The 22,417-nt window shown below is 61.2% G+C and carries 20 protein-coding genes and 1 pseudogene; 5 read left to right on the top strand and 16 right to left on the bottom strand.

The window, feature by feature from the left end; all coding sequences use genetic code 11:
* Nucleotides 1–26 precede the first annotated feature (26 nt).
* A complete protein-coding gene (locus OKW98_RS17605; protein WP_265385926.1) occupies nt 27–287 on the bottom strand; it encodes a hypothetical protein in 261 nt (86 codons plus the stop codon).
* A 156-nt stretch (nt 288–443) separates the two neighbouring features.
* Between OKW98_RS17605 and OKW98_RS17600 the strand changes: the two genes are divergently transcribed.
* Nucleotides 444–1,694 (top strand): IS256 family transposase, encoded by a 1,251-nt coding sequence (locus OKW98_RS17600; protein WP_265385925.1) that lies wholly within the window; start codon nt 444–446, stop codon nt 1,692–1,694.
* Between the two features lie 144 nt (nt 1,695–1,838).
* Here the strand turns inward: OKW98_RS17600 and OKW98_RS17595 are convergent, their stop codons facing one another.
* The 7 genes and pseudogenes from OKW98_RS17595 to OKW98_RS17565 all read right to left on the bottom strand — a co-directional run.
* A complete protein-coding gene (locus tag OKW98_RS17595; RefSeq protein WP_265385924.1) occupies nt 1,839–2,345 on the bottom strand; it encodes an SRPBCC family protein in 507 nt (168 codons plus the stop codon).
* 68 nt (nt 2,346–2,413) lie between these two features.
* Nucleotides 2,414–2,800: a nuclear transport factor 2 family protein gene (locus OKW98_RS17590; protein WP_265385923.1), complete on the bottom strand. Its 387-nt coding sequence runs from the start codon at nt 2,798–2,800 to the stop codon at nt 2,414–2,416.
* A 61-nt stretch (nt 2,801–2,861) separates the two neighbouring features.
* Nucleotides 2,862–3,605 (bottom strand): SDR family oxidoreductase, encoded by a 744-nt coding sequence (locus OKW98_RS17585; protein ID WP_265385922.1) that lies wholly within the window; start codon nt 3,603–3,605, stop codon nt 2,862–2,864.
* A 114-nt stretch (nt 3,606–3,719) separates the two neighbouring features.
* Complete coding sequence (locus tag OKW98_RS17580) at nt 3,720–4,823, bottom strand: alkene reductase (RefSeq protein ID WP_265385921.1); 1,104 nt, start codon at nt 4,821–4,823, stop codon at nt 3,720–3,722.
* A 57-nt stretch (nt 4,824–4,880) separates the two neighbouring features.
* Nucleotides 4,881–5,462 (bottom strand): TetR/AcrR family transcriptional regulator, encoded by a 582-nt coding sequence (locus OKW98_RS17575; protein WP_265385920.1) that lies wholly within the window; start codon nt 5,460–5,462, stop codon nt 4,881–4,883.
* A gap of 70 nt (nt 5,463–5,532) precedes the next feature.
* On the bottom strand, nt 5,533–6,018 hold the full coding sequence (locus OKW98_RS17570; RefSeq protein WP_265385919.1) for a GNAT family N-acetyltransferase: 486 nt from the start codon (nt 6,016–6,018) through the stop codon (nt 5,533–5,535).
* A 49-nt stretch (nt 6,019–6,067) separates the two neighbouring features.
* Nucleotides 6,068–6,241 (bottom strand): annotated as a pseudogene (locus OKW98_RS17565) (LysR substrate-binding domain-containing protein); the annotation flags it as partial.
* Nucleotides 6,242–6,348: 107 nt separating this feature from the next.
* Between OKW98_RS17565 and OKW98_RS17560 the strand changes: the two are divergent.
* On the top strand, nt 6,349–7,044 hold the full coding sequence (locus OKW98_RS17560; RefSeq protein ID WP_265385918.1) for a tRNA (adenine(22)-N(1))-methyltransferase: 696 nt from the start codon (nt 6,349–6,351) through the stop codon (nt 7,042–7,044).
* A gap of 26 nt (nt 7,045–7,070) precedes the next feature.
* Here OKW98_RS17560 and OKW98_RS17555 read toward each other — a convergent pair whose 3' ends face one another.
* Both OKW98_RS17555 and OKW98_RS17550 read right to left on the bottom strand, forming a co-directional pair.
* Entirely contained in the window at nt 7,071–8,492 is a 1,422-nt protein-coding gene (locus tag OKW98_RS17555; RefSeq protein ID WP_265385917.1) for a sugar porter family MFS transporter, read from the bottom strand.
* A 108-nt stretch (nt 8,493–8,600) separates the two neighbouring features.
* Nucleotides 8,601–11,264, bottom strand: coding sequence for an ATP-binding protein (locus OKW98_RS17550; RefSeq protein ID WP_265385916.1), 2,664 nt, complete (start codon nt 11,262–11,264; stop codon nt 8,601–8,603).
* Nucleotides 11,265–11,544: 280 nt separating this feature from the next.
* Between OKW98_RS17550 and OKW98_RS17545 the strand changes: the two genes are divergently transcribed.
* A complete protein-coding gene (locus tag OKW98_RS17545) occupies nt 11,545–14,448 on the top strand; it encodes a chemotaxis protein CheB (protein WP_265385915.1) in 2,904 nt (967 codons plus the stop codon).
* A gap of 14 nt (nt 14,449–14,462) precedes the next feature.
* A complete protein-coding gene (locus OKW98_RS17540) occupies nt 14,463–16,712 on the top strand; it encodes a putative bifunctional diguanylate cyclase/phosphodiesterase (RefSeq protein WP_265385914.1) in 2,250 nt (749 codons plus the stop codon).
* Here the strand turns inward: OKW98_RS17540 and OKW98_RS17535 are convergent.
* Nucleotides 16,672–17,508, bottom strand: coding sequence for a phosphatase PAP2 family protein (locus tag OKW98_RS17535; RefSeq protein WP_265385913.1), 837 nt, complete (start codon nt 17,506–17,508; stop codon nt 16,672–16,674). The two genes, OKW98_RS17540 and OKW98_RS17535, sit on opposite strands and share 41 nt — an antisense overlap.
* Nucleotides 17,509–17,861: 353 nt before the next feature.
* Between OKW98_RS17535 and OKW98_RS17530 the strand changes: the two genes are divergently transcribed.
* Nucleotides 17,862–18,548: a histidine phosphatase family protein gene (locus OKW98_RS17530; protein WP_265385912.1), complete on the top strand. Its 687-nt coding sequence runs from the start codon at nt 17,862–17,864 to the stop codon at nt 18,546–18,548.
* A gap of 22 nt (nt 18,549–18,570) precedes the next feature.
* Here OKW98_RS17530 and OKW98_RS17525 read toward each other — a convergent pair whose 3' ends face one another.
* From OKW98_RS17525 to OKW98_RS17505, 5 genes are all read right to left on the bottom strand, one after another.
* On the bottom strand, nt 18,571–18,864 hold the full coding sequence (locus tag OKW98_RS17525) for a winged helix-turn-helix domain-containing protein (RefSeq protein ID WP_265385911.1): 294 nt from the start codon (nt 18,862–18,864) through the stop codon (nt 18,571–18,573).
* A gap of 90 nt (nt 18,865–18,954) precedes the next feature.
* Entirely contained in the window at nt 18,955–20,334 is a 1,380-nt protein-coding gene (locus OKW98_RS17520) for an ATP-binding protein (protein WP_265385910.1), read from the bottom strand.
* Complete coding sequence (locus OKW98_RS17515) at nt 20,310–20,975, bottom strand: response regulator (protein ID WP_265385909.1); 666 nt, start codon at nt 20,973–20,975, stop codon at nt 20,310–20,312. The genes OKW98_RS17520 and OKW98_RS17515 overlap by 25 nt, the downstream gene beginning before the upstream one ends.
* A gap of 123 nt (nt 20,976–21,098) precedes the next feature.
* On the bottom strand, nt 21,099–21,539 hold the full coding sequence (locus tag OKW98_RS17510) for a hypothetical protein (RefSeq protein WP_265385908.1): 441 nt from the start codon (nt 21,537–21,539) through the stop codon (nt 21,099–21,101).
* 27 nt (nt 21,540–21,566) lie between these two features.
* Nucleotides 21,567–22,331, bottom strand: coding sequence for a hypothetical protein (locus tag OKW98_RS17505; RefSeq protein WP_265385907.1), 765 nt, complete (start codon nt 22,329–22,331; stop codon nt 21,567–21,569).
* Nucleotides 22,332–22,417 lie beyond the last annotated feature (86 nt).

The raw sequence follows: 22,417 nt of genomic DNA, 5'->3' as shown, positions 1-22,417 counted from the left end.
TCGTTTGGGAGTGCGCTGCATTGCTATCAAGCGAAGCCTCGTTTCGAGCCTGGCTTTTGCATCAGCAACTCGTCCATCTCTCGCCGACGGCAACGGTTGACGAATTCAAGCGCTGAGGCGAGATCGTGGTGGAAGCGTTCGGACATCTGTTGGTCTATTGCGTAATATTCCTCGTACTCGATCAGGCCGTTGAATACAGGGAATGACGCAAAGAACTGGCCTGAGGTTTCCTCGATGCCCAGAGAAAACCTTTCTTCACGGTTTACATAAGTGTCATTGAATTTCATGCTGAAGAACCTACAGATTGTGAAGTCGTCTGTGAGCGGCGCCTCATCGTGAAGCTGATGCGCCAGATGCTGAATATGTTCGGCGATGGGTCATCGGGTTGCCTGGGGGTGTCAGAAATTTTGTGTTCGGGCATAACATGAGTAAGAGGTGCATGTATGCCAACCAAAAAGAAACCTGCGCTACGCGAGCTACCGAAAATCCCAAAAGAGCTGCTTGAGCAGTTCGGCGGCGGATTGATGACCGCTGAAGCCATCGAAGACGCCTCCGCGGCGTTCAAGAAGGCGCTAATCGAGCGAGCCCTCAATGCTGAGCTCGGTCATCACCTGGGCTATCCGCCGGGCGCGCAGCGCCCAGAGGATGAAACAAACCAGCGTAATGGCAAAAGCGGCAAGACGGTTTTAACGGGGGATGGCCCGATCCGGCTGGACATCCCCCGTGACCGGGACGGCAGTTTTTCGCCCATTCTGATCCCCAAGCACGAGCGCCGTTACACCGGTTTCGACGACAAGATCATCGCGATGTACGCCCGAGGAATGACGGTCAGGGAAATCCGTGCATTCCTCTCCGAGCAGTACGGTACGGACGTTTCGCCTGACTTCATCAGCTCTGTCACCGACGAGGTCATGGCAGAGATCGGTGCGTGGCAACAGCGGCCTCTGGAGCCGATGTATCCGGTTATTTTCTTCGACGCCCTGCGGGTCAAAATCCGCGAAGAAGGACTGGTTCGCAACAAAGCGATCTACTTGGCGCTGGGTGTTCTACCTGACGGCACACGGGATATTCTCGGCATCTGGATCGAAAATACCGAAGGCGCGAAGTTCTGGATGAAGGTTTTCAACGACCTCAAAACACGTGGCGTTGAAGATGTACTGATCGCCGTTACTGATGGACTCAAGGGCATGCCGGAAGCTCTTGGCGCGGTCTTTCCAGCCACGACACTGCAAACCTGTATTGTTCATCTGATCCGTAACAGCCTTGATTACGTGGCGTGGGATAAGCGTCGCGAACTGGCCAAGGCGCTCAAGCCGATCTACCAGGCGGTCACCGCCGAAGCGGCCGAACAGGCGCTGGATGCGTTCGAAGCCGGGCCATGGGGCAAGCAATATCCAACGGTAGTAGCTTCATGGCGGCGTGCGTGGGATCGCGTCATTCCATTTTTCGTTTTCCCGCCAGCGATCCGAAAGGTGATCTATACCACCAACGCCATCGAGAGCATCAACGCTCAGCTACGAAAGATCATTAAGACTCGCGGCCACTTCCCGACCGACGATGCGGCAACCAAACTGATCTGGCTTGGGCTGCGCAATATCACTGCAAACTGGGGCTCTGCAGCCCATGACTGGAAAAGTGCGATGAATCAATTTGCGATTCTGTACGGAGATCGATTTATCAGGCCGACCTGGTAAAAAACAGCGGCCTGCCTAACGGCAGGCCGTAACGGCCTGCACACAAAAAATCTGACAGTCCCGGTTGCCTTACTCATGTTATGCCCGAACACAACATTCCTGACACCCCCCGCCGGCCCCCAATTCACTCGCAGACCCCCACCATCAACCCCGAACAACCCCCTCCAAACCCTCATGCCCCTGCACAATCAACCCCCTGACCAACTCCTCGAACGCCTCTTCAGTGCCAGCCTCCCGCACCTCAAACCGCGCGCTCCAGCGCACAACACACTGCTCCACCAAGCCCGCAACCTCATCCACCCGAACCTGTGCCCGATACCCATCCACCGGCAACGGAGATTCCTCAAACACATAAGCCAACTCCCGACCCCCATCATCAAGCTCGATCAACCGCTCCCGCAACACCGCACCGTCCGCAAGCGCCAGCCGCCTGATCGCACCCACCCGCAAATCCCCAGACTCACCCTCAATACCACTCTTCACAATCGCCGGATGCCAATCCGCGATCCCGCCAAACGCCCGCAGCACCTTCCACGCCTCATCCGCACTGCACGGCAAACCCGCGTTGTACTCAACTAAAACCATCTCTACTGTCTCCCAAATAATTAACACTGCAGCGCTTAAAACCAAACGCGAACTAACAAGCTGCACTAACCCGTCCCGCAAGCCCCGAAGCCAAAGCCCCAAGACCTGCGTCCATAACAAAACCGCTGTAAAACCTACCCCTCAAACTGGTGGTAAACCTTGGCAATCACCTTCCAGTCCCCATTGATCTTGATCAACGTCAGGTAGTCGTTGTAATCCGCGCCGATCGCATCCTTCTCCATATCCACCCGCACCACTGCCGTGGTCGGCGTAATCGCCAACACGTCCAGACGCGTCGTGATGTCCGCCGCCTTGCCGTTGCTCTCGACAAAGTCATACAGGTTGCTGATCGGCCCACCCAGCAGTTCGCCGTTGGTGAAACCGTACATCACCGCCTCTTCATGAAAGGCCTGCTTGATCGTCGCAACACTGCCTTCGCGCAGCCCTTCAACGTAGCGGCTGGCGATGGTGATGACGGCGTTGTAGTCGTGGGTGGCAACGGCTTTGATGTTCTTGCTCATGTTTATGACTCCAGGGTTTGAGTTAGATAAGCGATAGCTTCAATGACCAACAGCCGCGCCATCACCAGTCCTGTCGGGTGGGTGAAATGATCAGGTCGTTGACGGTGACGTTGGCCGGCTGATTCAGCGCGTAGATCACGGCGCGGCTGATGTCTTCCGGTGCGATGGCAATTTCATTGAGCGCCTGGGCGGCTTTGCGGCCAGCGGGGTCGGTGACTTTGTCTGCCCAGCCGGTGTTGATGACGCCCGGGCTGACGGTGTTGACGCGGATACCGTGCTGCACGCCCAGTTCTTTGCGCATGGATTCGGTCATGGCCTGGACGAAGAATTTGGTCGCGCTGTAGACGCCGGCGCCGGGGCCGACCTGGTGGCCGGCCACCGAATTCATGTTGAGGATCTGCCCGGACTTCTGTTCGAGCATGAAGGGCAGGGCGGCGGCGATGGTGTTCAGGTAGCCCTTGATGTTGACGTCGATCATGGCGTTCCAGTCCTGTGTCACGAGATCGACCCAGTTGGAGAACAGCATCAGGCCGGCGTTGTTGACGAGGATGTCGACCGAGCCATAGGTGTTCTTGGCGAACTGAGCCAGGGCGCGGGTCTGTTCAGCGTCGGTCACGTCGGTGACGAAGCTGGATGCCTCAAACCCAGCCGCGCGGAGTTCACTGACAAGGGCTGCGAGGCCTTGCTCATCCAGTGCAGCCGCTACGACGTTGACCCCTTGAGCCGCCAATGCGCTGGCCGTTGCAGCGCCGATGCCTGATGAAGCGCCGGTGACGATGGCGGTTTTCTTTTCCAGATAATTCATGTTCTTGTTTCCTCAAATTCAAGGCGTGCGGGCAGCGTCGGCTTTCCTGGGAAAGCCTAGCCGTTTAGCCGTTATTGAATGCGGTACTTGAAAGCGGTGCGGTTGCCAGCGCTGTTAGTAAGTGCCCAGCGGCCAGTCGGTGTAGCCCTTGGCGCCGCCGCCGTAATAGCTTTCGCGCGGGGCGATGGTCAGTTCGGCGCCGTGGCGCAGACGCGCGACAAGGTCCGGGTTGGAGATGAACAGGCGACCGAACGCGACGGCGTCGATCTTGCCCTGGGAGCGGCGCTCGACGGCCATGTCCAGGTCGTAGTTATTGTTGCCAATGAACGGGCCGTTGAACTGGGCACTCAGCGCGTCCATGTCGACGCCTTCCGGCACTTCACGGGAGGTGGCGGTCGCGCCTTCGACAAAGTGCAGGTACGCCAGATTGAAGCGGTTCAACTGCTGAATCAGGTAACCGTGCAACGCCATGACGTTGCTGTCCGGCGGCGTGTTGCCCGCGTCGGGCGTCACCGGCGACAGGCGAATGCCCACGCGGTCGTTGCCCCAGATGTCGACGATGGCCTGGGTGACTTCCAGTGTCAGCCGGGCGCGGTTTTCAATGGAGCCGCCGTATCGGTCGGTGCGCTGGTTGGTGGAATCGCGCAGGAACTGGTCAAGCAGGTAGCTGTTCGCCGAGTGAACCTCAACACCGTCAAAGCCTGCGCGCTTGGCGTTCTCGGCAGCGTGTTTGTACTGCTCGATGATGCCGGGGATCTCGTCGGTCTCCAGCGCGCGGGGCATCGACACCGGGACGAAGCCGTCGACCGTGTAGGTGTTGCCCTCGGCCTGAATGGCGGACGGCGCGACCGGGGCTTCGCCGTTGGGTTGCAGGTCCACGCTGGAGAATCGGCCGACATGCCAGAGCTGGCTGACGATCTTGCCGCCGGCCGCGTGCACGGCGTCGGTGACGGTGCGCCAGCCGGCGACCTGCGCTTCGTTCCAGATCCCGGGCGTCGCCGCATAGCCGCGTCCCTGGGCCGAGATGTTGGTGGCTTCGGCAACGATCATCCCGGCGGTGGCGCGCTGGGCGTAATAGGTGGCGTGCAGTTCACCGGGCACGCCGTCTTCTTCGTAGCGGCTGCGGGTGACGGGTGCCATGACGATGCGGTTGGCCATTTTGATGGCGCCCATGTGCACGGGGGAAAACAAGTCGGTGTTGTTGCCGATGTCAGTCATCGATAATTACTCTCATATTTGACCGGTCGTCTACAAATCTTTCAAAAAAAGCGCCTGCTACCGGAGCAGGCGTTGGGTCAGGCTCATGGCCGTGTCGAAGGATGCGGTGGACTTGTTGACCTTCACCAGAAGGGAAGCGCCCAGCCACAGTTGGTACAGGGTTTCGGCGAAGGCTTCGCTGCCCTCTTCGATGTGCAGACTGCCGTCTGCCACGCCCATGTCCACGCAGGCGGTGATGCGCTTGATGATCTTCGCGGTGCCGGTCTCCAGCACCCTGCGCATGTCCTCGGACAGGTCGCAGACTTCCGGGCCCAGTTTGACCACCAGGCATTTGCCTTCCGGGTGATCGGTGCCCTGGGTCTCGATCCAGTAGTCGAAGTAGGCCAGCAGTTTTTCGACGCCGCTGCCTGATCGCGTCATGACGGTGTCGACGCGGCCCAGGTACTCGGAGAAGTACTCATCGAGCAACGCGGCGCCGAACTCTTCCTTCGATTTGAAGTAATAGTAAAACGAGCCCTTGGGCACGCCCGCCGCGCTTACTACTTCAGCCAGGCCCACGGCGGTATAGCCCTTGTGGGTCATCAGCGACTTGGCGACGTCGATGAGGTGTTGGCGCATTTCCAGGTTGGGTTTCTTCATAATGCGAAGCACCTTAAAACAAAACTGACCGGTCGTCTACAAAGTGTCGGGTGCGTACGATGAATGGTGCTCACGTCAGGTGCATGCCCATTTCAAAGGCCCGCGTCTCAAAGCCGAGCTCTTCATACAGCCGCCGCGCATTGGTATTGAAGCCCCACACCGTCAGCCGAATATCCTGGGCACCGCGCTCCAGCGCCCAGGCTTGCACGTGCTGGATCAGGCCACGGCCCAAGCCTTTCCCCCAGTAAAGCTGAGCCACGCACACCGAACCAATCCGCGCGAACGCCATCGGCCGCATCAACGGGCCACCGGCTGAAAACATCCCGGCACTGACAAAGCCCGCCGCTCGATCCCCGACAAACGCCAGGAAAATAACCTGCTCCGGATTGTTCAGAAAGCTCATCCAGTGCGGGGCATCGCGCGTGTAATCCAGTGTTTCAGCCGCATAGATGTCAGGGCGCTCCGCGTGGTGAATCGCGTTGAGTAACTGCCCCAATTCGCAGATCGCCGCCACATCCTCGACCGTGGCTTCTCGGTAGCTGATCACTTCGTCCATGGCGCGTTTGTCCTTGTTCAATCGTTGCGGAAGATCGGCTGTTGTACCCGTCGCCCATCAACTCCACAACCCAGTCGATGAACACCCGCAGCTTGAGGCTGATATGCCGGTTGGGCGGGAAGGCCACGTACATGGGCATCGATTCCAGCTGCCAGTCCTCGAACAACGCGACCAGCTCACCGCTGAGCACGGACGGTTGGGCCATGTATTGCGGCAGCCAGAGTGGGCAGCCCCGCGTCGCCGCAGTTGAAATCCTCGCCACCGCCCGACAGACTCACGGCCCGTTTCGGCAGGTCGTGCCGGGCGGTGGCGAGCAAAGGGGCTGCAACGTTGAACGAACACACATTGTCCAGGCGTCTGGAGCGCGTGGCGGCGCTGGTGCCGGCCGGCGCGCGACTGGCCGACATCGGCTCCGATCACGCCTACCTGCCGGTGGCGTTGATGCGCCGCGGAACCATTGCGATGGCCGTGGCGGGGGAGGTGGCGACGACGCCGTTCAGCGCCGCACAACGTACGGTGCGCGAGAACGGTTTCGAGCAGCACATCCATGTGCGCCTGGCCGATGGCCTTGCTGCGATTGAGGTGGAAGACGGTATCACCGCGATCAGCCTCTGCGGCATGGGGGGCGAGACCATTCGCGACATCGTCGAGGCCGGCAAAGGGCGGCTCAACGGAAGGGAACTGTTGATTCTGCAGCCCAATGGCGGCGAGCCTGAGCTGCGCCAGTGGTTGATGGACAACGCGTATCGCATCGTCCACGAGGACGTGCTGCGGGAGAACCGCTTCGACTACGAAATCATCGTCGCCGAACCCAGCGGGCCGGTGGTGTACAGCCCTGAAGCGCTGTACTTCGGCCCGCTGTTGATGACGGAACGCAGCCCGGCGTTTCTCGAAAAGTGGCGGCGCCTGCTGCGTTACAGGCAGCGCACGTTGGCCAACTTGCAGCAGGCGCGGCAGGCAGTGCCGGAAGACAAGCTTCGCGACACCGCGCAGCAAGTGCGCTGGATCACCGAATTGCTCGGCTGAACGCGCGCGGTTTCAGGAGCGGGGGCTCACAGCTCCTTCTTCATGTGCTTTTCGATCTGCTCAAGGGACTTGCCCTTGGTTTCCGGCAGGCACAGGAACACGAAGATCAGCGAGCCGATGTTGATCGCCGCAAACACGAAGAAGGTCGGGTTGCCAAGGGTGTCCACCGCGATCGGGAAGAGGAACGCGACGGTCGCGTTGAACAGCCACTGCATCGACACCGCCGTGCCGGTCAGCAAGCCGCGCGCCTGCATAGGGAACAGCTCGGACATCAGCAGCCAGTACACCGGCGAAATGCACATCTGCATGAACAGCAGGAACACCAGAATGCACGCCAGCGCGGCATAGCTCTGGGTCAGGTTCTGCGGCATGAACATCAGCACGCAACCCAGCGCGGCCTGCATCAGGACCACGATGACCAGACCGGTCATCAGCAAGTGCCGACGCCCGTAACGGCCGATCGCCCAGATCCCCAGCAGCGTGGCGATCACCGAAACGATGCCGTTGCCGATGGTCGCGGTGAGTGCAGCGTTGGTGCCCATGCCGGTGTGTTTGAGGATGATCGGCGTGTAGTACATGAACGCGTTGACGCCGGTGAACTGCGCGGTAAAGCCAAGCCCGACACCAATCATCAGCAGCTTCAACACCCACGGCTGACGCAGCAAATCGCGCGCGGCGACGCGCTTGTGGGCCTCTTTCTCCTGGGTTTTCATTTCCTCGACTTCGCGCTTGGCGGCGTCTTTGGTGTCACGCAATTGTTCGAGCACCTTCTGTGCTTCGTCGAAGCGGCCTTTCGAGGCCAGCCAGCGCGGCGACGGCGGCACGAAGAACGTACCGATCAGCAGCAACACGCCCGGGACCATGGCGATGGCCAGCATGTAACGCCAGATGCCGGGGGTGTGCAGCAACGCCGCGAGCACCGCGCTCAGCACGTAGGCCAGCAGCTGGCCGCTGACGATCATCAGCTCGTTGCGGCTGACCAGTCTTGCGCGGCGTGACGGCCCGGCGATTTCGGCGATGAACACCGGCACTGTGGCCGAGCCTCCACCGACGGCGATACCCAGCAGAAAACGCGCGGCGACCATGAACGGCACCGACGGCGCCGTGGCTGTGCCGAGGGCGCCGACGATGAACAACAGCGACAGCATGCGCAGGGTCACGCGGCGGCCAAAACGGTCGGAGAGGTAACCGCTGGCCAGTGAGCCGAAGGCGGCGCCGACGATCAGCGATGCCGTGATCAGCCCTTCGCTGACGGGGTTCAGGCCGAGACCGCCCTGATCGAGGGGCAAGGTCATGAAGGGCAGAGCGCCCGCGATAATGCCCGTGTCGTAACCGAAAGCGAGTGCGCCCATGGTGGCGACAAGGACCGAGATGAAAATCAGACGACGCGGCGAGGTGCGCTGCGCGTCTGGTTGGCCTATGGCGGCGGATGGGTTGCTGGAAGACATGGAAACCTAAACCTCTCGTGGAACAGGCGTTATGCCGGTTCGCTGACGTCGTGGTTAGGGGCATGCCGGCCCTGTGAGTTCCGTGGCTGGGCGAAAAAAACTGACTGATCAGTCGTGAGCGGATGCGCCAGCCTGGAGCATCTCGCCGACCTTCTGCGCGAAACTGGTCATGCCAAAGGGCTTGAGCAATACCGCCATGCCGGTCTCCAGTTGATCGCCGCCCACTGCCGAGTTCTGCGCGTAACCGGTGACGAACAGCACGTCCAGGGAAGGCAGCAGGGCGCGCGCGGCGTCGGCGACCTGCCGGCCATTCATGCCGCCGGGCAGCCCGACGTCGGTCACCAGCAGGTCAATCGATGCCATCGACCGCAGCATCTGTAACCCCGACGGCCCGTCCATGGCTTCGCTGACCTGATAACCGCGTTCGCGCAGGGCGTCGCACATCAGCATGCGCACGTGAGGCTCGTCGTCGATTACCAGCACGGTTTCGCCCGCAGTGCCGGGCTGTGACGGGCAGCGGGCCGGCGCCTGCTCGCCCTCACCGTGAAAGCGCGGCAGGTACAGCGAAATCGTCGTACCGGCGCCCTGGGTGGAGCGCAGGTGGACCGTGCCACCTGACTGGTGAACGAAACCGTGGATCATCGACAGCCCAAGGCCGGTGCCCTGGCCAATGGGTTTGGTGGTGAAGAACGGGTCGAAGACCCTGTCGAGAATCTCCGGGGCAATGCCGGTGCCGGTGTCGCTCACGCTGATTTCCACGAAGTCGCCGTCGGGCAGTTGCGCCGCAACACCCGCAGCGCTGGTGCCCGAGACGTTGCGGGTCTGCACGGTGAGTTCGCCGCCGTTCGGCATGGCGTCGCGGGCGTTGAGGGTCAGGTTGACCAGCGCGCTTTCCAGCTGCGGCGCGTCGATCTTGCTCAGCCACAGGTCGCCGCTGGCGATGGTGCTGATGCTGATGGACGGCCCGATGGTAGACGAGATCAGCTGACCCATGCCCGCGACCAGCCGGTTGACGTCCGTGGGCTTGGGGTCGAGGGTCTGGCGACGGGAAAACGCCAGCAGCCGCTGGGTGAGGTTGGCGGCGCGATTGGCCGAGTCGTGGGCGGCGCCGACGTAGCGGTCCAGGCCGTCCACCCGGCCATTGGCGATGCGCCGCTCGATCATTTCCAGACTGCCGATGATTCCGGCGAGCAAGTTGTTGAAGTCGTGGGCAATACCGCCGGTGAGCTGCCCGACGGCTTCCATCTTGTGCGCCTGGCGCAGAGCCAAATGGGCTTCGGACAGTTCCTGCGAGCGGGCCAGCACCCGCTGTTCGAGGGTTTCGTTGGCGCTCTGAACCTGCTGGAACAGCGTGGCGTTATCGATGGCAATGGCGGCTTGAGCGGCCAGGGCCGACATCAGTTTTTCATGGCGCGGGGTGAATTGGCCGGGCTCGGGATGGCCATAGAACAGCCCGCCCAGCACTTCGCCCGAGCGCGACACCACCGACACGGCCAGATAACTGCGCAGCGGCACGTGGCCTGTCGGCAGGCCGAAATGCGGAGAGATCCGCCCATAGCGTGGGTCCCGCAACATGTCGTCGGAACGCATCACGCCCGCCGTCAGGAACGCGGGCGCGAACACCGGGCTGGAACGCGGGCCAGGCAGCAGGGCCAGTTCCGGCGAGTGGACACCAGACAGGGTGAAGAGATCAAAATGATCGTTCGCGGCGTTATGAAAGTATCCGCCGATCTCGGCGCCGGTCATCTCGCGGCCGGCGTCGGTCACGGTCTGCACCAGTCGCTTGAGGTCCAGTTCGAGAGCCAGTTCGGCATTGACCCGGTTGAGCGTTTCCAGGGTGCGGGTTTCCTCGCGTAACGCGGCTTCGCTGGCCTCCAATGCGGCCCGAGAGATATGCGCCTCGGTGACGTCGTAGCCTTCACAGAAAATACCCGTCACTTGGCCCGATTCATCCAGCAGCGGCTCATAGATGAAATCCAGGTAACGCACCTCGCTCGGCGCATCGGGGTGATTGAGCTGGATCGGCGTGCGTTGCTGCACCAGCCGCTCGCCGGTGCTGTAGACCCCGTCCAGCCACTCGTAAAACCCTTGACCGGCCAGCTCCGGGAACGCTTCGTAGATGGTTTTGCCCACGTAATGGCGCTCGCCGAACAGCCGAGTGTAGGACTGGTTGACGAATTCGAAGCGGTGCTCGGGGCCGTTGAGGACGGTAATGAAACCGGGGGCCTGCTCGAACATCTTGCGCTGGCGGACCAGTTCCTGCGCCTTGCGCCTCTCGGCCAGGATCCGTTCGGTGACTTCGTGACCCTGGTTGAGGATCCCTGCGATGCGCCCGTTTTCCCCACGGATCGGCGTAAAGCTATAGTTCCACCACGTCTCGTGCAGGCGCCCGCCGCGCTCCATCATCAACAGCTGGTCGAATGCTGAAAAGCCTTCGGCATTTATGACGGCGTCTTCAAGCTGCGGCCCGACGATGTCCCAGATACTCGACCACACTTCCTGCCCAGGGCGGCCCAGCACCGCCGGATGGCGTTCTGCCGGAATCGGCGCCCAGGCGTCGTTGTACAGCAGGCAGAAATCTTCGCCCCAGTAGATCGCCGTCGGAAAACTCGAATGCAGGCAAATGCTGATGGCCGAACGCAGCGACTGCGGCCAGCCCGCCGGATCGCCCAGTGACGTCGACGCCCAATCGAAGTCCCGGATCAGCTGCCCCATTTCGCCGCCGCCAAGGAGGAAATCCAGGGGGCCGATGTGTACGGTGTCCGACTTCATGGGCGACATCTCGACACAGTGATTCAGAGAAAGGGATGGACTGGGGAAGCGGGAGGAGATTTCCGCGACTGGATGAACGGCATTGCCGCGCGACGCTGCGACCCGACATACGCAGAGTATGGCACAGAGCTATCAGGGGCAGCCGGGCGCCAGTCTGACATCAATATGATCGCCTGTCCGGCTTATTGAGCCGCCAGCGGGGTCTGGCGGCATATCCGCCATTGCCCGGCTGACCGGCAGCGGGCATCATCCCCGTCCATTCGACACATGGAGGCGTCCCGTGCCCGATACCGCGCTGCACAACCGCCCACAAGGCCGCCTGCTCGTCGGGCTTGGCGCTTCAGCGGGGGGCCTGGAAGTGTTGCAGCGCTTCCTGCGCTTGATGCCGAGCGATTCCGGCATGAGCTTTCTGGTCATCCAGCATCTTGCGCCGGCCACGCCCAGCCTCCTCACAGAAATCCTCGCCCGTTCGACGCGCATGACGGTCGTCGAGGCCACCCATGGCGCAACCCTCGACGCCGACACCCTTTACGTGATTCCGCCGCAGCACGCCTTGAGCGTCACGGCCAATGCGCTGGTCCTGACCCGCTACGAAGGCGAGCGCGGCCACCATTTGCCCATCGACGCCTGCTTCGCGTCGATGGCCGAGCACCACGGGACGAGGGCGGTCGGCGTCATTCTGTCCGGGACCGGTGCGGACGGCACCGCGGGCTGCCGGGCGATTCTCGACCATGGCGGCAGAACCCTTGTGCAGTGGCCGGAAGAGGCGACCTACAGCGGCATGCCCAATAGCGCGATTCAGGCGGGCAACGCCAGCCATGTTCTGAGCGTCGAGCAGATGCCCGGCGTACTGACTGGCGCCAAGGATCCGGACGGCCCCGCACCGTCAATGACGCCGGGGGATGCCATGCAGCAGATTCTTCTGCACCTGCGCAGCATGACCGGCCATGATTTCACGCAGTACAAAAAGAGCACCATCGCCCGGCGGATCGAGCGGCGCCTGCAGATCATGCACCTCGCCAGTGAGGATGATTACCTGCGGCTGCTGAAGGGATCGGCGGAGGAGTGCAAGTCGCTGTTCAACGAGTTGCTGATCAATGTCACTCAGTTCTTTCGTGACCCTGCCGCGTTCACGGTCATGCAGCGGGAGATCCTCCAGCCGATGATCGACGCCAAGGCTGCCGATGAGCCGCTGCGGGTATGGATCGCCGGTTGCGCCAGCGGCGAAGAGGCCTACTCGGTGGCTATTGTTCTGCACGAACTGCTGCACGCGCAGGATCAGGCCGCCGGGGCGCCGCCGGGCATTCAGGTGTTTGCCAGCGACCTGGATGCCGAAGCCATCAGGACCGCCCGCGCCGGGTTTTACCCGCTGACCATCGCCAGTGACGTCAGTGCTGAACGCCTGGAGCGCTATTTTAGCCGCGTTGAAGGCGGCTACCGGGTGAAGACGGAAATCCGCGAGATGATCGTCTTCGCGGTGCAGAACGTGATCAAGGATCCGCCCTTCACCCGCATTGATCTGCTGTGCTGCCGCAACCTGATGATCTACCTGGGGCATGCGCTGCAGAACCGCCTGATCCCGACCTTCCATTACGCGCTCAAGCCTGACGGCGTGCTGTTTCTTTCACCTTCCGAGAGCATCGGCGGGCATGTCACACTGTTCACGCCGTTGCAGCGCAAATGGAAATTCTACCGGGCCGTGAAGACCCGAACCCCCAAATCCATGCCGATGGACAGCACGCTGTCGTGGCTGCCCAGCCCCATCAGCCGACCTCCGGACCGCCCCGCGACCATGACCAAGGAAACCAACATTGCCGAACTGACCCGCCGGGCGCTGCTGCAGGACTTTGGCCCTGCCTCGGTGGTCACCGATCTGGCTGGCAACATTCTGTATGTACACGGCGACACTGGCCGCTACCTGCGCCCTGCGCCGGGGCAACCCAGCCTCAACGTCGTCGAAATGGCCCGCGAAGGCCTGCAGCTGGATCTGCGCGGTGCGGTACAACGTGCCGCCCTCAGCGCCGAACCGACCTCGACCCAGCCGCTGCCCGTCACCAACGATGGCGCGAAGCGCTGGGTCAGCCTCAGCGTGCGCCGGATGGGCAACACCGCGCAGGGAGAGCAATTGCTCCTGATCACGTTCCAGGAACCGGCCAGCGGCGCGGATATCCCGCTCGACTCAGTGCCCGACACCGCCGCACATCTGGCGCCCGAACGGGTCAGGCTGCTGGAGCACGACCTGGCTTACACCCGAGAGAACCTGCAGGCGACCATCGACGAATTGCAGCACCTGAACGAGGAGCTGGGCGCGGCCAACGAAGAGATGCAATCGACCAATGAAGAGCTGCAGTCATCCAACGAGGAGCTGGAAACCTCCCGTGAAGAGCTGCAATCGGTCAATGAGGAACTGGTCACCGTCAATGCCGAGCTTCAAGCGAAAATCGAGCAGCTCGGCGACATGCAAAATGACATGAAGAACCTCCTCGACAGCATCAATATCGGGACTATATTCCTTGATACAAAGCTGATTATTCGCCGCTTTACGCGCGATGCCGTGAAGATCTACCGCCTGATTCCCAAGGATGTGGGGCGGCCATTGGCCGATATCTCTTCGTACATCCACTCCATTGACCTACTGGTCCCCGCGCAGGAGGTGCTCGACATGCTGATCCCGCAAGAGATCGAACTGTGCACTGTCTCGGGCAACTGGTTCCTGGCGCGGCTGGCACCGTACCGCACGCTGGACAACGTCATCGACGGCGTGGTGATGACCTTTCACGACATCAACAGCCGCATCGCCAACCAGAAGGCCGTGCAGGCTGCGCGGGAACTGGCCGAGGCCATCGTCGACACGGTGATCGAGCCGTTGCTGGTGCTGGATGAAAACCTCTGCGTCGTGTCCGCCAGTCGTTCCTACTACCGGACCTTCCCGACCACCGAGCCGTTGACCACCGGCCGCAGGCTCTTCGAACTCAACAATCGCCAATGGGACATCCCTGCGCTGAGGCAAAAGCTCGGCACGATTCTGGAGAGCGACACCAGCTTCGATGGTTTCGTCGTAGAGCATGAGCTGACCGGCTCAGGGCCGCGGGCGATCACCCTCAATGCCCGTCGGGTAGCGGGGGACGGTACCCGCCCGCACCTGATTCTGCTGGCGATGCAGCCTGAACGTTCTCTCACCTGAGGCCAGGGAGGACTATGAAGACGCCGCCCCCCGCGCCCCCTATCGTCCACTCCGCGAATCCGCCTGACAGCCTGGACGCAAATGCCCGGCTGCTGCATGACTTGCGATTGCACCAGGTCGAATTGCAGATGCAGAACGAGGAACTGCGCGCTACGCAATTCGCCTTGGAAGCCTCGCGCGATCTCTATCTGGATTTGTATGAGAACGCGCCGGTGGGCTACCTGACGCTGACCCCGCAAGGGGTCATTGAAGCCGTCAACCGCACCGGCGAGACACTGCTGAGCTACCCGCGTCACCGCCTGTTGCAGCGCCGTTTTGCCGCCCGCGTCGTCAGCCGTGACCGCGATCATTGGCAGCAGGTATTCGGCCGGGTCTGTCGCAGCGGCCAGGCGCAGGAGTGCGATCTGAGCCTGGAGCGCACCGACGGCACGCACTGGCAGGCGCGACTGAACTGCGTGCGCCACGGCGGTGAGTCGGGCGGCATCCGAGTCACCCTTAGTGACCTCACGGCACGGCGGGAAGTCGAGCAGCGTCTCAACCTCGCCGCGAGCGTCTTCACCCACGCGCGGGAAGGCATCATGATCACCGATCCGGCCGGCGCAATCATTGAAGTCAACGAAGCCTTCACGACCATCACCGGCTATGAACGCAGCGAATCCATAGGCAAAAATCCGCGCTTTCTCTCCTCCGGCATGACTCCGCGCGCGCAGTACGTGGGCCTGTGGAGCCGTTTGCTGTCGGAACATTACTGGCAAGGCGATCTGTGGAACCGTCGGCGTGACGGTTCTGCCTACGCCGCGCGCCAGACCATTACCGCCATTGTCGACGCTGATGGCGTGACCCAGCATTACGTCTCGCTCTTTACCGACGTCACCGAACTGCACAGTTACCAGCGGCAGCTCGAATACGTGGCCCACTACGACCCGCTCACCCACTTGCCGAACCGCGTTTTGCTGGCCTCGCGCATGCAACAAGCCATGGCCAGCGCGTTGCGCTCGGGCACGACCCTGGCGCTGGCGTATCTGGACTTGGACGGTTTCAAGGCCATCAACGACCTGCACGGGCATGACGTAGGTGATCGGGTGCTGTCCAGCGTCTCCCGGCGCATGCAGCACGTGCTGAACGACGCCTGCACCCTGGCTCGCCTGGGCGGGGACGAATTCGTGGCGTTGATCGTCGATCTCGAACATGTGTGCGACAGCGCGCCGACCCTTGAGCGGCTGCTGGCGTCGGCCAGCGAGGTGGTGCAGTTGGGGGCGTTGAATGTTGCCCTGTCTGCGAGCATCGGCGTCAGTTATTACCCGCAGGACGACGACATCAGCGCCGACCAGTTGCTGCGCCAGGCGGATCAGGCGATGTATCAGGCCAAGCTGGAGGGGAAGAACCGGTTTCACGTCTTCGACGCGCAGCACGATCAGGAAATGCGCGGGCATAACGCTCGGCTTGACCGCATCTATCAGGCCATCCGCGATCAGGAACTGCGCCTGTATTTCCAGCCCAAGGTCAATCTGCGCACCGGCGCAGTAGTCGGCGTGGAAGCATTATTGCGTTGGGAGGATCCGGAGCGGGGCCTGCTATTGCCCAGCAGTTTCCTGCCACTGATCGAAAGCAACGCACTGTCGGAAGTGGTGGGTGACTGGGTGCTTGAAACGGCTCTGGATCAGATCGAGCGCTGGCAACAGGAGGGGCTGCAACTGGCGGTCAGCGTTAACGTCGGCGCGCGGCAGCTTCAGCACCCCGACTTCGTGACGAATCTGACCAAACGGCTCGCGGAGCATCCCGGTGTTTATCCCGGGATGCTGATGATCGAAATCCTCGAAACCAGCGCGATGGAAGATGTAGAGGGCGTCTCGCGCACGCTGCGCAACTGCGAGCAACTGGGCGTGCGCTTTGCTCTGGATGACTTCGGTACGGGGTATTCGTCGCTCAGCTACTTGAAGCGATTGCCGGTCGCGCAGTTGAAAATTGATCAGACGTTTATCCACGGCATGCTCGACGCGCCTGGCGATATTTCGATCTTGCAGGCGATTCTCGGGCTGGCCAATGCGTTCGGTCGGGAGGTCATCGCTGAGGGGGTCAACAGCCTGGAGCAGGCGCAACGCCTGCTTCAATTGGGCTGCGAAATCGGTCAGGGTTTTGGCATCGCCGAGCCGATGCCGGCCACCCAGATGCGCGGCTGGATCGACGGATGGACGGCTGATCCGCTGATCCGGTGGCTGCAAGTCAGTGACTCTGTTGAGTCTGAACGCCGCCCGCTTGGGTAGCACCGGGCATGTGCCCCTGGGCGGGCGAGGGCGCAAGCTGCCGCCAACCATAAAAGGCGAGGGCAGTGAGCAGTGCGCTGATCCACACAATCACGCCGGCCCAGAAGGTGTGCGACATGAAATGCCAGCCCTGCAGGACGCGGGTGGTGCCGTAAATCGCACCCAGGACCATCGACGCGTAGAGGATCGCCCGTGCATGGCGCCATTGGTAGCGGCGCGCAACGAAGTACAGCGCGACCATGGTGAAGCCGCCCGACGCATGTCCGCCCGGCCAGCAACGACCGGGGCCGGCTTCATGGAACAGGCTGAAATTCTCGAACCATTCTTTTTTCTCCATCGTCCCGCCGTACAGCGTGGTTTCGACCGGGCAGTAGATGCTGGTGTGGCTTTTAAAAAAATGGATCATGCCGGTGATGATTGCGAACGACACCACGATGAACAGGAAGTCCCGCCGGTGGCGAGCGGCGAAACGCAGCACCGGGGCAATGCGCAGTGTCTCCAGCAACCTGATAAGCCGGTCGTGCCGCCCTGGTTTTAACAGCGGCCAGAGGAACGACAGGATTGATCCGATGATCGCGGCTTCTCCCGTGAGATCGGGAATAATTCGCGGCCAGCGGTGGGTCAGGTTTTCGAACAGGCGACTGTGGCCGAACGGGAATTCATGGTTTGGGTAATACAGCCAGTTGCTGATGACCTCGTCCAGTGACGTGAGGTCAAAGACTACGAAGATCGCCAGCGCAATGGCGATCGGCAAACCCAGGTTCCACGCGTAAAATCTTGATCGTTCGTTTGGCACGCTTAGTGTCCCGATGAGTGTGGTTCATAAACTTCGCCGGGAGGGTATCCGGCGCTGACTGAACATACGCGTTTGCAGGTCAGCCGGCAGTGAAGAAGATGTGAAAACTCCATTCATGTTTACACCCTTCTGCGGGCTCTTTAAGCATGGAGTAAAGAGGGCTGTAAAACTGGGTTGACGCATGGTTTTAACCCCGCGCATCTTGCCCACGGGTGGAAAGTGCGCGACGTTTAAAAATCACTGTTTTTTTCACGTGCCGTTTACCAAATAACCATGCATCGCTGCTTACGCTTGTTGTCATTCAATGACGCAGACTTCCATCTGCCGATGGACTGAACAGTCGGAGCAACACGATGCGCGAACACGTCAATGTCCCGCCCGCACGCAGCGCGGGCAAGTTACTCAAAAGCGCCAAAAAATACCGTGTTCTGTTGACCGCTGGTGCGATCGTCGTGTCGCTGCTGCTGTTGACGGGTTACACCTACTGGCCACGCTCGCCGATTGACCTCGTCAGGGGCCAAAACATGAGCAGGGCGGGGCTGTACGAAAGCTGGAAGAGAGGTGAAGTGGTCGTGCTGGTGCGCCATGGCGAACGCTGCGACCGTTCGGATAATGAGTGCCTTGGGCCAAAGGACGGGATAACCCGCAACGGCAGCGAAGTATCTGCCGACGTGGGGCGTTCGCTCAGCCAGTTGGGTTTGGCGCAGACCGACATCCTCGCCAGCCCGTCCACACGCACGGCGCAGACCGCCGAATCCCTGTTCGGCCATGCGATACCTGCCGAGGACTGGCTGTTTGATTGCGAGAAGATGAACCTTCCCCAGGTTATGTCGCACAAGGCGAACAACCGTAACCTGGTGCTGGTTACCCACAGCGGTTGCATCAGTCAGATAGAAAGCAAGCAGGGTTACCCCCACGCCGATACCAGCGAATACGACAGCGCGGTATTTATCTCGCTGGACAAACGCAGCAGGCCCGTCATCAGAGGCGTGCTTAATCCGCAGGACTGGAAGCAACTGGCGATGAAGGGAAATCAGTAAAAACGAGGTAAGAGGGTTGCGGCTATTTACGAAGTTGATACCCGACGCCATAGACCGTATGAACCAGCGGGAACGCAAAACCGTCATCAACCACTTTTCTGATTTGATGGACCCGCGTACCCAGGCCGCTGCTCTTGTTCACGCCCAGTTCGCCCCACAGCATTTGCGCGATCTCTTCCTTGCTGACAGTGCCGGGACTTCTCAGCATCAGCAGCGCGAGTATGTCGATATTGGTCGGGTTGAGCTTGAGCGATTTTTGCGCGCGGGTCGCCCGGTATTTGCTTGTGTCCAACACCAGATCCTCGACAACCAACATAGATAAAACCCGCCACTCTAAACGTTGCGCGATCCTAGACAGGCGTTTGTCAAAAATAGGTTCGGCTGCCGTGAATATCTTGTCGTTTGCTCAGGTGCTGCTGTCGGCATCAGCGGGTTTAGCGCCGGTGGGCAACCAGACCGTCACGCACAAGCCGCTGCGGTTGAGTTCATCGGTGTAGTTCAAATGAACGGTTGCCCCCGCACGCTCCACGATGGTCCTGACGATTGAAAGGCCAAGTCCGGAACCCACCTGTTCTGTGCCCAGCGTCCGATAGAAAGGGTCGAACACGCGCTCCCGTTCTCCGATGGCAATGCCGGGCCCTGAGTCGCTTACTTGCAATTTTGCCTGGCCACCTGCGAGGTCAACCGACAGATCCACACGACCGCCGGACGGGGTGTAGCGAATTGCGTTGTCGACCAGGTTCTTGACCAGCGTGAGCAGGTCCACCTCATGCATGAACACGTGCACATCCTGATCACCTTCAATGCCGATATCGAGCTGGCGGGCCTCGGCCAGCGCCATCAGATCTTCAAGCACGCGCCGATAGACGCCCCGCACCGAAATCGCCTGTGTCGGTGAGCGGGTTATCGACTGAGCCGTGGCAAGGGACAACAGCTGATCGATAAGCTTGCGACCGCGCTCGATACCCCGGCGCAACGGTTTGAGACGTTCGTGTGCGTGTGCCGGCATTTCGGTCTGCGCCAGGCGCTCAGCCTGCAAGGAAAGCGCCGTGAGGGGCGAGCGCAACTCATGGGCAGCGTCGGCCACAAAACGGCTCTGGGTTTCCATCGCCTTGCGCACCCGCTCCAGCAGTCGGTTGATGGCCACGACAAAGGGCCGGACCTCGAGCGGCACGTGACGTTCGTCGATGGGGTGCAGTGCCTGACTTTCGCGTAGGTCAATCTCCCGAGAGAGCAGGGCGATAGGGCGAAACAGTTTGCGGACCAAATCGCTCATGACCAGCAGCAGCACCGGGAACAGAATCAGGAATGGCAACAGGCTGCGCCAGGCGCTTTCCCGCGCATCCTTGTCGCGAGCCCCGACTTCCTGAGCCACGGCAATACGCTGGCCATCGGTGGTGGTCTTCACCAAAACCCGAAAGGGTTCGCCACCGACATCAAGCGTCCGGAGTCCATCTGACAAGGTTGTCGGCAGTGGCAACGGGGTGCTTGCATCACCGTTGTGACTGGCGTTGGCGCCATCGGCCAGATACTGGATCACCACACGAGACTCTTCATCGTCGTCTTCGGTGGCAGAGGGCTCCGCGTAGCGCAATGTCATGCGCTGACGCTCGAACAGGTCGGCGACCTGGCGCAGGGTGGCGTCCTGCATCTCATGCGCTTCATCGAATGCGGACACGAACGCGAACACGCCGGCGGCCATCGCGACAATCAGGAGTACCAGCGACAGTGACGCCGAAAGCCTGAGCTGGACCGATTCCCTCAGGCGGGTTTTGAAACCATCCATCCCACACCTCTGACGTTCTTGATGACATGGCTGCCCAGCTTGCGCCGCAAAGCGTGAATCAGAAACTCGACGGCGTTGCTTTCGACCTCGTTACCCCAGCCGTAAATACGGTCTTCGAGATCGGCCCGGGAAAGAATGGCCCCTGGCCGGATCAACAGCGCGTGCAGCAGTGCAAACTCACGGCCGGAAAGTTGCACGGCAGGCTGTTGCTCGGTACTCGCCTGCCTGGAGCTGGGGTCGAGCGTCACCACGCCGTTGCCCAGCAAGGGTGAGGCGCTGCCGCCTTTGCGGCGCATGACCGCGCGCATCCGCGCCAGCAATTCAGCCATCTGGAACGGTTTGAGCAGGTAGTCGTCTGCGCCGCCGTCCAGGCCTCGCAAGCGTTCATCTAGGCTGTCGCGTGCGGTAATGATCAACAGTGGAACGGGGTTGTTCTGCGCACGAATGCTGCTCAGCACGGACTGACCGTCTTTGCCCGGAAGTCCGAGATCGAGCAGCACCAGATCGTAGTGGTGAGTGTCCAGCGCAGCAAGCGCGACCAGGCCGTCTTTGACCCAGTCAGCGGCGTGACTGGCGTCCATCAGCGCGCCTTGAATGGCTTCGCCGATCATCGGGTCGTCTTCGACAAGCAATATGCGCACGTGGGTCTCCATCGCGAACGCCCTCACAGGGAGGGCGTCCATTGAAACATCAAGCCTGGCGGGATTAAACCCGGTGGAAGGCGCGGCGCCTGAAACGACAAGGCGGGCCAGCGAGCAGGCCGATCACTTCCCTTGCAGCGAGTCGAACGTCTTCATGAGGTCGCTCATGGCCGCCTTGCAATCATCCTGCCTGGGGTTGGTGGCACGCAACGCCGACAGCGCGCGGTCGATGGACTTGTCCAGCACGTGCCAATCGCTTGCTGCACGGGGTTTGATCCCGGCCTCGGCGGCGTCCCATGTCGATTCCAGGTCCTTGATACGCGTTTTTGCGCCGGACAGATCGTTTTTGTCGACCTTTCCGGCGACGTCCGCTGCGATGGTCCTGAATTCAGACAGATCGCCCAGACTGGATACGCCTGGCTGGCCGCTGTTGCTCTGTGAGGCCGTCGCGGTCCCGGCAGCATGTGGCGGCGTGGCCGGCTTGGAGCAGCCTGCGGCCACACTGAGCAGAAAGATCGAGGAGACGATAGCAATGTGGCGGATAGCGTTCTGAAAATAGCGCATGGTTTTACCTTTCTGAGTATTCAAGAGTTATTGAGCCGTTGCTTTGCGGTGGCCGACAGTGAGCTGTGCCGCGACCACCAGAATGAGGATGACGCAGAGGAAAATCGCACTGGTCCAGGTCGCGCCCATTCCCAGGCCACCGTAGGTTTTAGCTTGGGTCAGAAGGTCGCCCAGGGAGGCACCGAAGGGTCGGGTGAGGATGTAGGCCAGCCAGAACGTCAGCACGGGATTGCTGCCCATGCGCCAGGCAATCAGAGTCGCGGCGATCAGCGCGCCGAAAATCACTGCGCCTAGCGTGAAGCCCAGTCCCAGCGCTTCGGTGGCCAGGTCCCCGGCGGCGGTGCCAAGGGCGAACGTGCAAAGCACGGTGGTCCAGTAAAACAGCTCCCGCCGACGGGACGTGATCTGGCGAATCGACAGGCTGCGCTCGGTCTGGTACCAGACCAGAAAGTTCACCGCCAGCAGCACCGAGAACACCACCGTGCTGGTGTCCAGACTGACGTCCAGCACGTCGGTGAGCACATCGGTTATCTGCGTGCCAACGATGCTGACCAGCACCACGGTGAGCCAATAGATCCAAGGCGTATAAGCGCGGGTACGCAGTTGTCCGAACAGCGCGATGGCCAGCAGCAATGCCATGCCCACCGTGGTCACACCTGCGCCAAGGCCGGCGTCGACGGCAAGAAAATCGGCGACGGTTTCACCCACCGTCGTGGACAGGATCTTGATCACCCAGAACCCCAGAGTGACTTCGGGCACCTTGTTCAGCCAGGCGGCAGTGGTTGAATTCATGTGGAACGCTTCTCCTTGGCAGCGCAGCAATTGCGCAGGGGAGAAGGTACGCCGCGAAACTTAGCGCAGACTGAGGGCGCCGTATA

It is taken from the genome of Pseudomonas sp. KU26590, assembly GCF_026153515.1.
GTDB lineage: Bacteria > Pseudomonadota > Gammaproteobacteria > Pseudomonadales > Pseudomonadaceae > Aquipseudomonas.
This window is presented reverse-complemented; position numbering and strand designations above follow the sequence as displayed.

Excerpts from the sequence above, each read along its gene's own strand:
- OKW98_RS17510 (WP_265385908.1), bottom strand. The coding sequence starts at position 21,539 with ATGCGCTATTTTCAGAACGCTATCCGCCACATTGCTATCGTCTCCTCG.
- OKW98_RS17590 (WP_265385923.1), bottom strand. The coding sequence starts at position 2,800 with ATGAGCAAGAACATCAAAGCCGTTGCCACCCACGACTACAACGCCGTC.
- OKW98_RS17520 (WP_265385910.1), bottom strand. The coding sequence starts at position 20,334 with ATGGATGGTTTCAAAACCCGCCTGAGGGAATCGGTCCAGCTCAGGCTT.
- OKW98_RS17575 (WP_265385920.1), bottom strand. The coding sequence starts at position 5,462 with ATGAAGAAACCCAACCTGGAAATGCGCCAACACCTCATCGACGTCGCC.
- OKW98_RS17505 (WP_265385907.1), bottom strand. The coding sequence starts at position 22,331 with ATGAATTCAACCACTGCCGCCTGGCTGAACAAGGTGCCCGAAGTCACT.
- OKW98_RS17600 (WP_265385925.1), top strand. The coding sequence starts at position 444 with ATGCCAACCAAAAAGAAACCTGCGCTACGCGAGCTACCGAAAATCCCA.
- OKW98_RS17530 (WP_265385912.1), top strand. The coding sequence starts at position 17,862 with ATGCGCGAACACGTCAATGTCCCGCCCGCACGCAGCGCGGGCAAGTTA.
- OKW98_RS17540 (WP_265385914.1), top strand. The coding sequence starts at position 14,463 with ATGAAGACGCCGCCCCCCGCGCCCCCTATCGTCCACTCCGCGAATCCG.
- OKW98_RS17570 (WP_265385919.1), bottom strand. The coding sequence starts at position 6,018 with ATGGACGAAGTGATCAGCTACCGAGAAGCCACGGTCGAGGATGTGGCG.
- OKW98_RS17580 (WP_265385921.1), bottom strand. The coding sequence starts at position 4,823 with ATGACTGACATCGGCAACAACACCGACTTGTTTTCCCCCGTGCACATG.
- OKW98_RS17555 (WP_265385917.1), bottom strand. The coding sequence starts at position 8,492 with ATGTCTTCCAGCAACCCATCCGCCGCCATAGGCCAACCAGACGCGCAG.
- OKW98_RS17605 (WP_265385926.1), bottom strand. The coding sequence starts at position 287 with ATGAAATTCAATGACACTTATGTAAACCGTGAAGAAAGGTTTTCTCTG.
- OKW98_RS17550 (WP_265385916.1), bottom strand. The coding sequence starts at position 11,264 with ATGAAGTCGGACACCGTACACATCGGCCCCCTGGATTTCCTCCTTGGC.
- OKW98_RS17585 (WP_265385922.1), bottom strand. The coding sequence starts at position 3,605 with ATGAATTATCTGGAAAAGAAAACCGCCATCGTCACCGGCGCTTCATCA.
- OKW98_RS17525 (WP_265385911.1), bottom strand. The coding sequence starts at position 18,864 with ATGTTGGTTGTCGAGGATCTGGTGTTGGACACAAGCAAATACCGGGCG.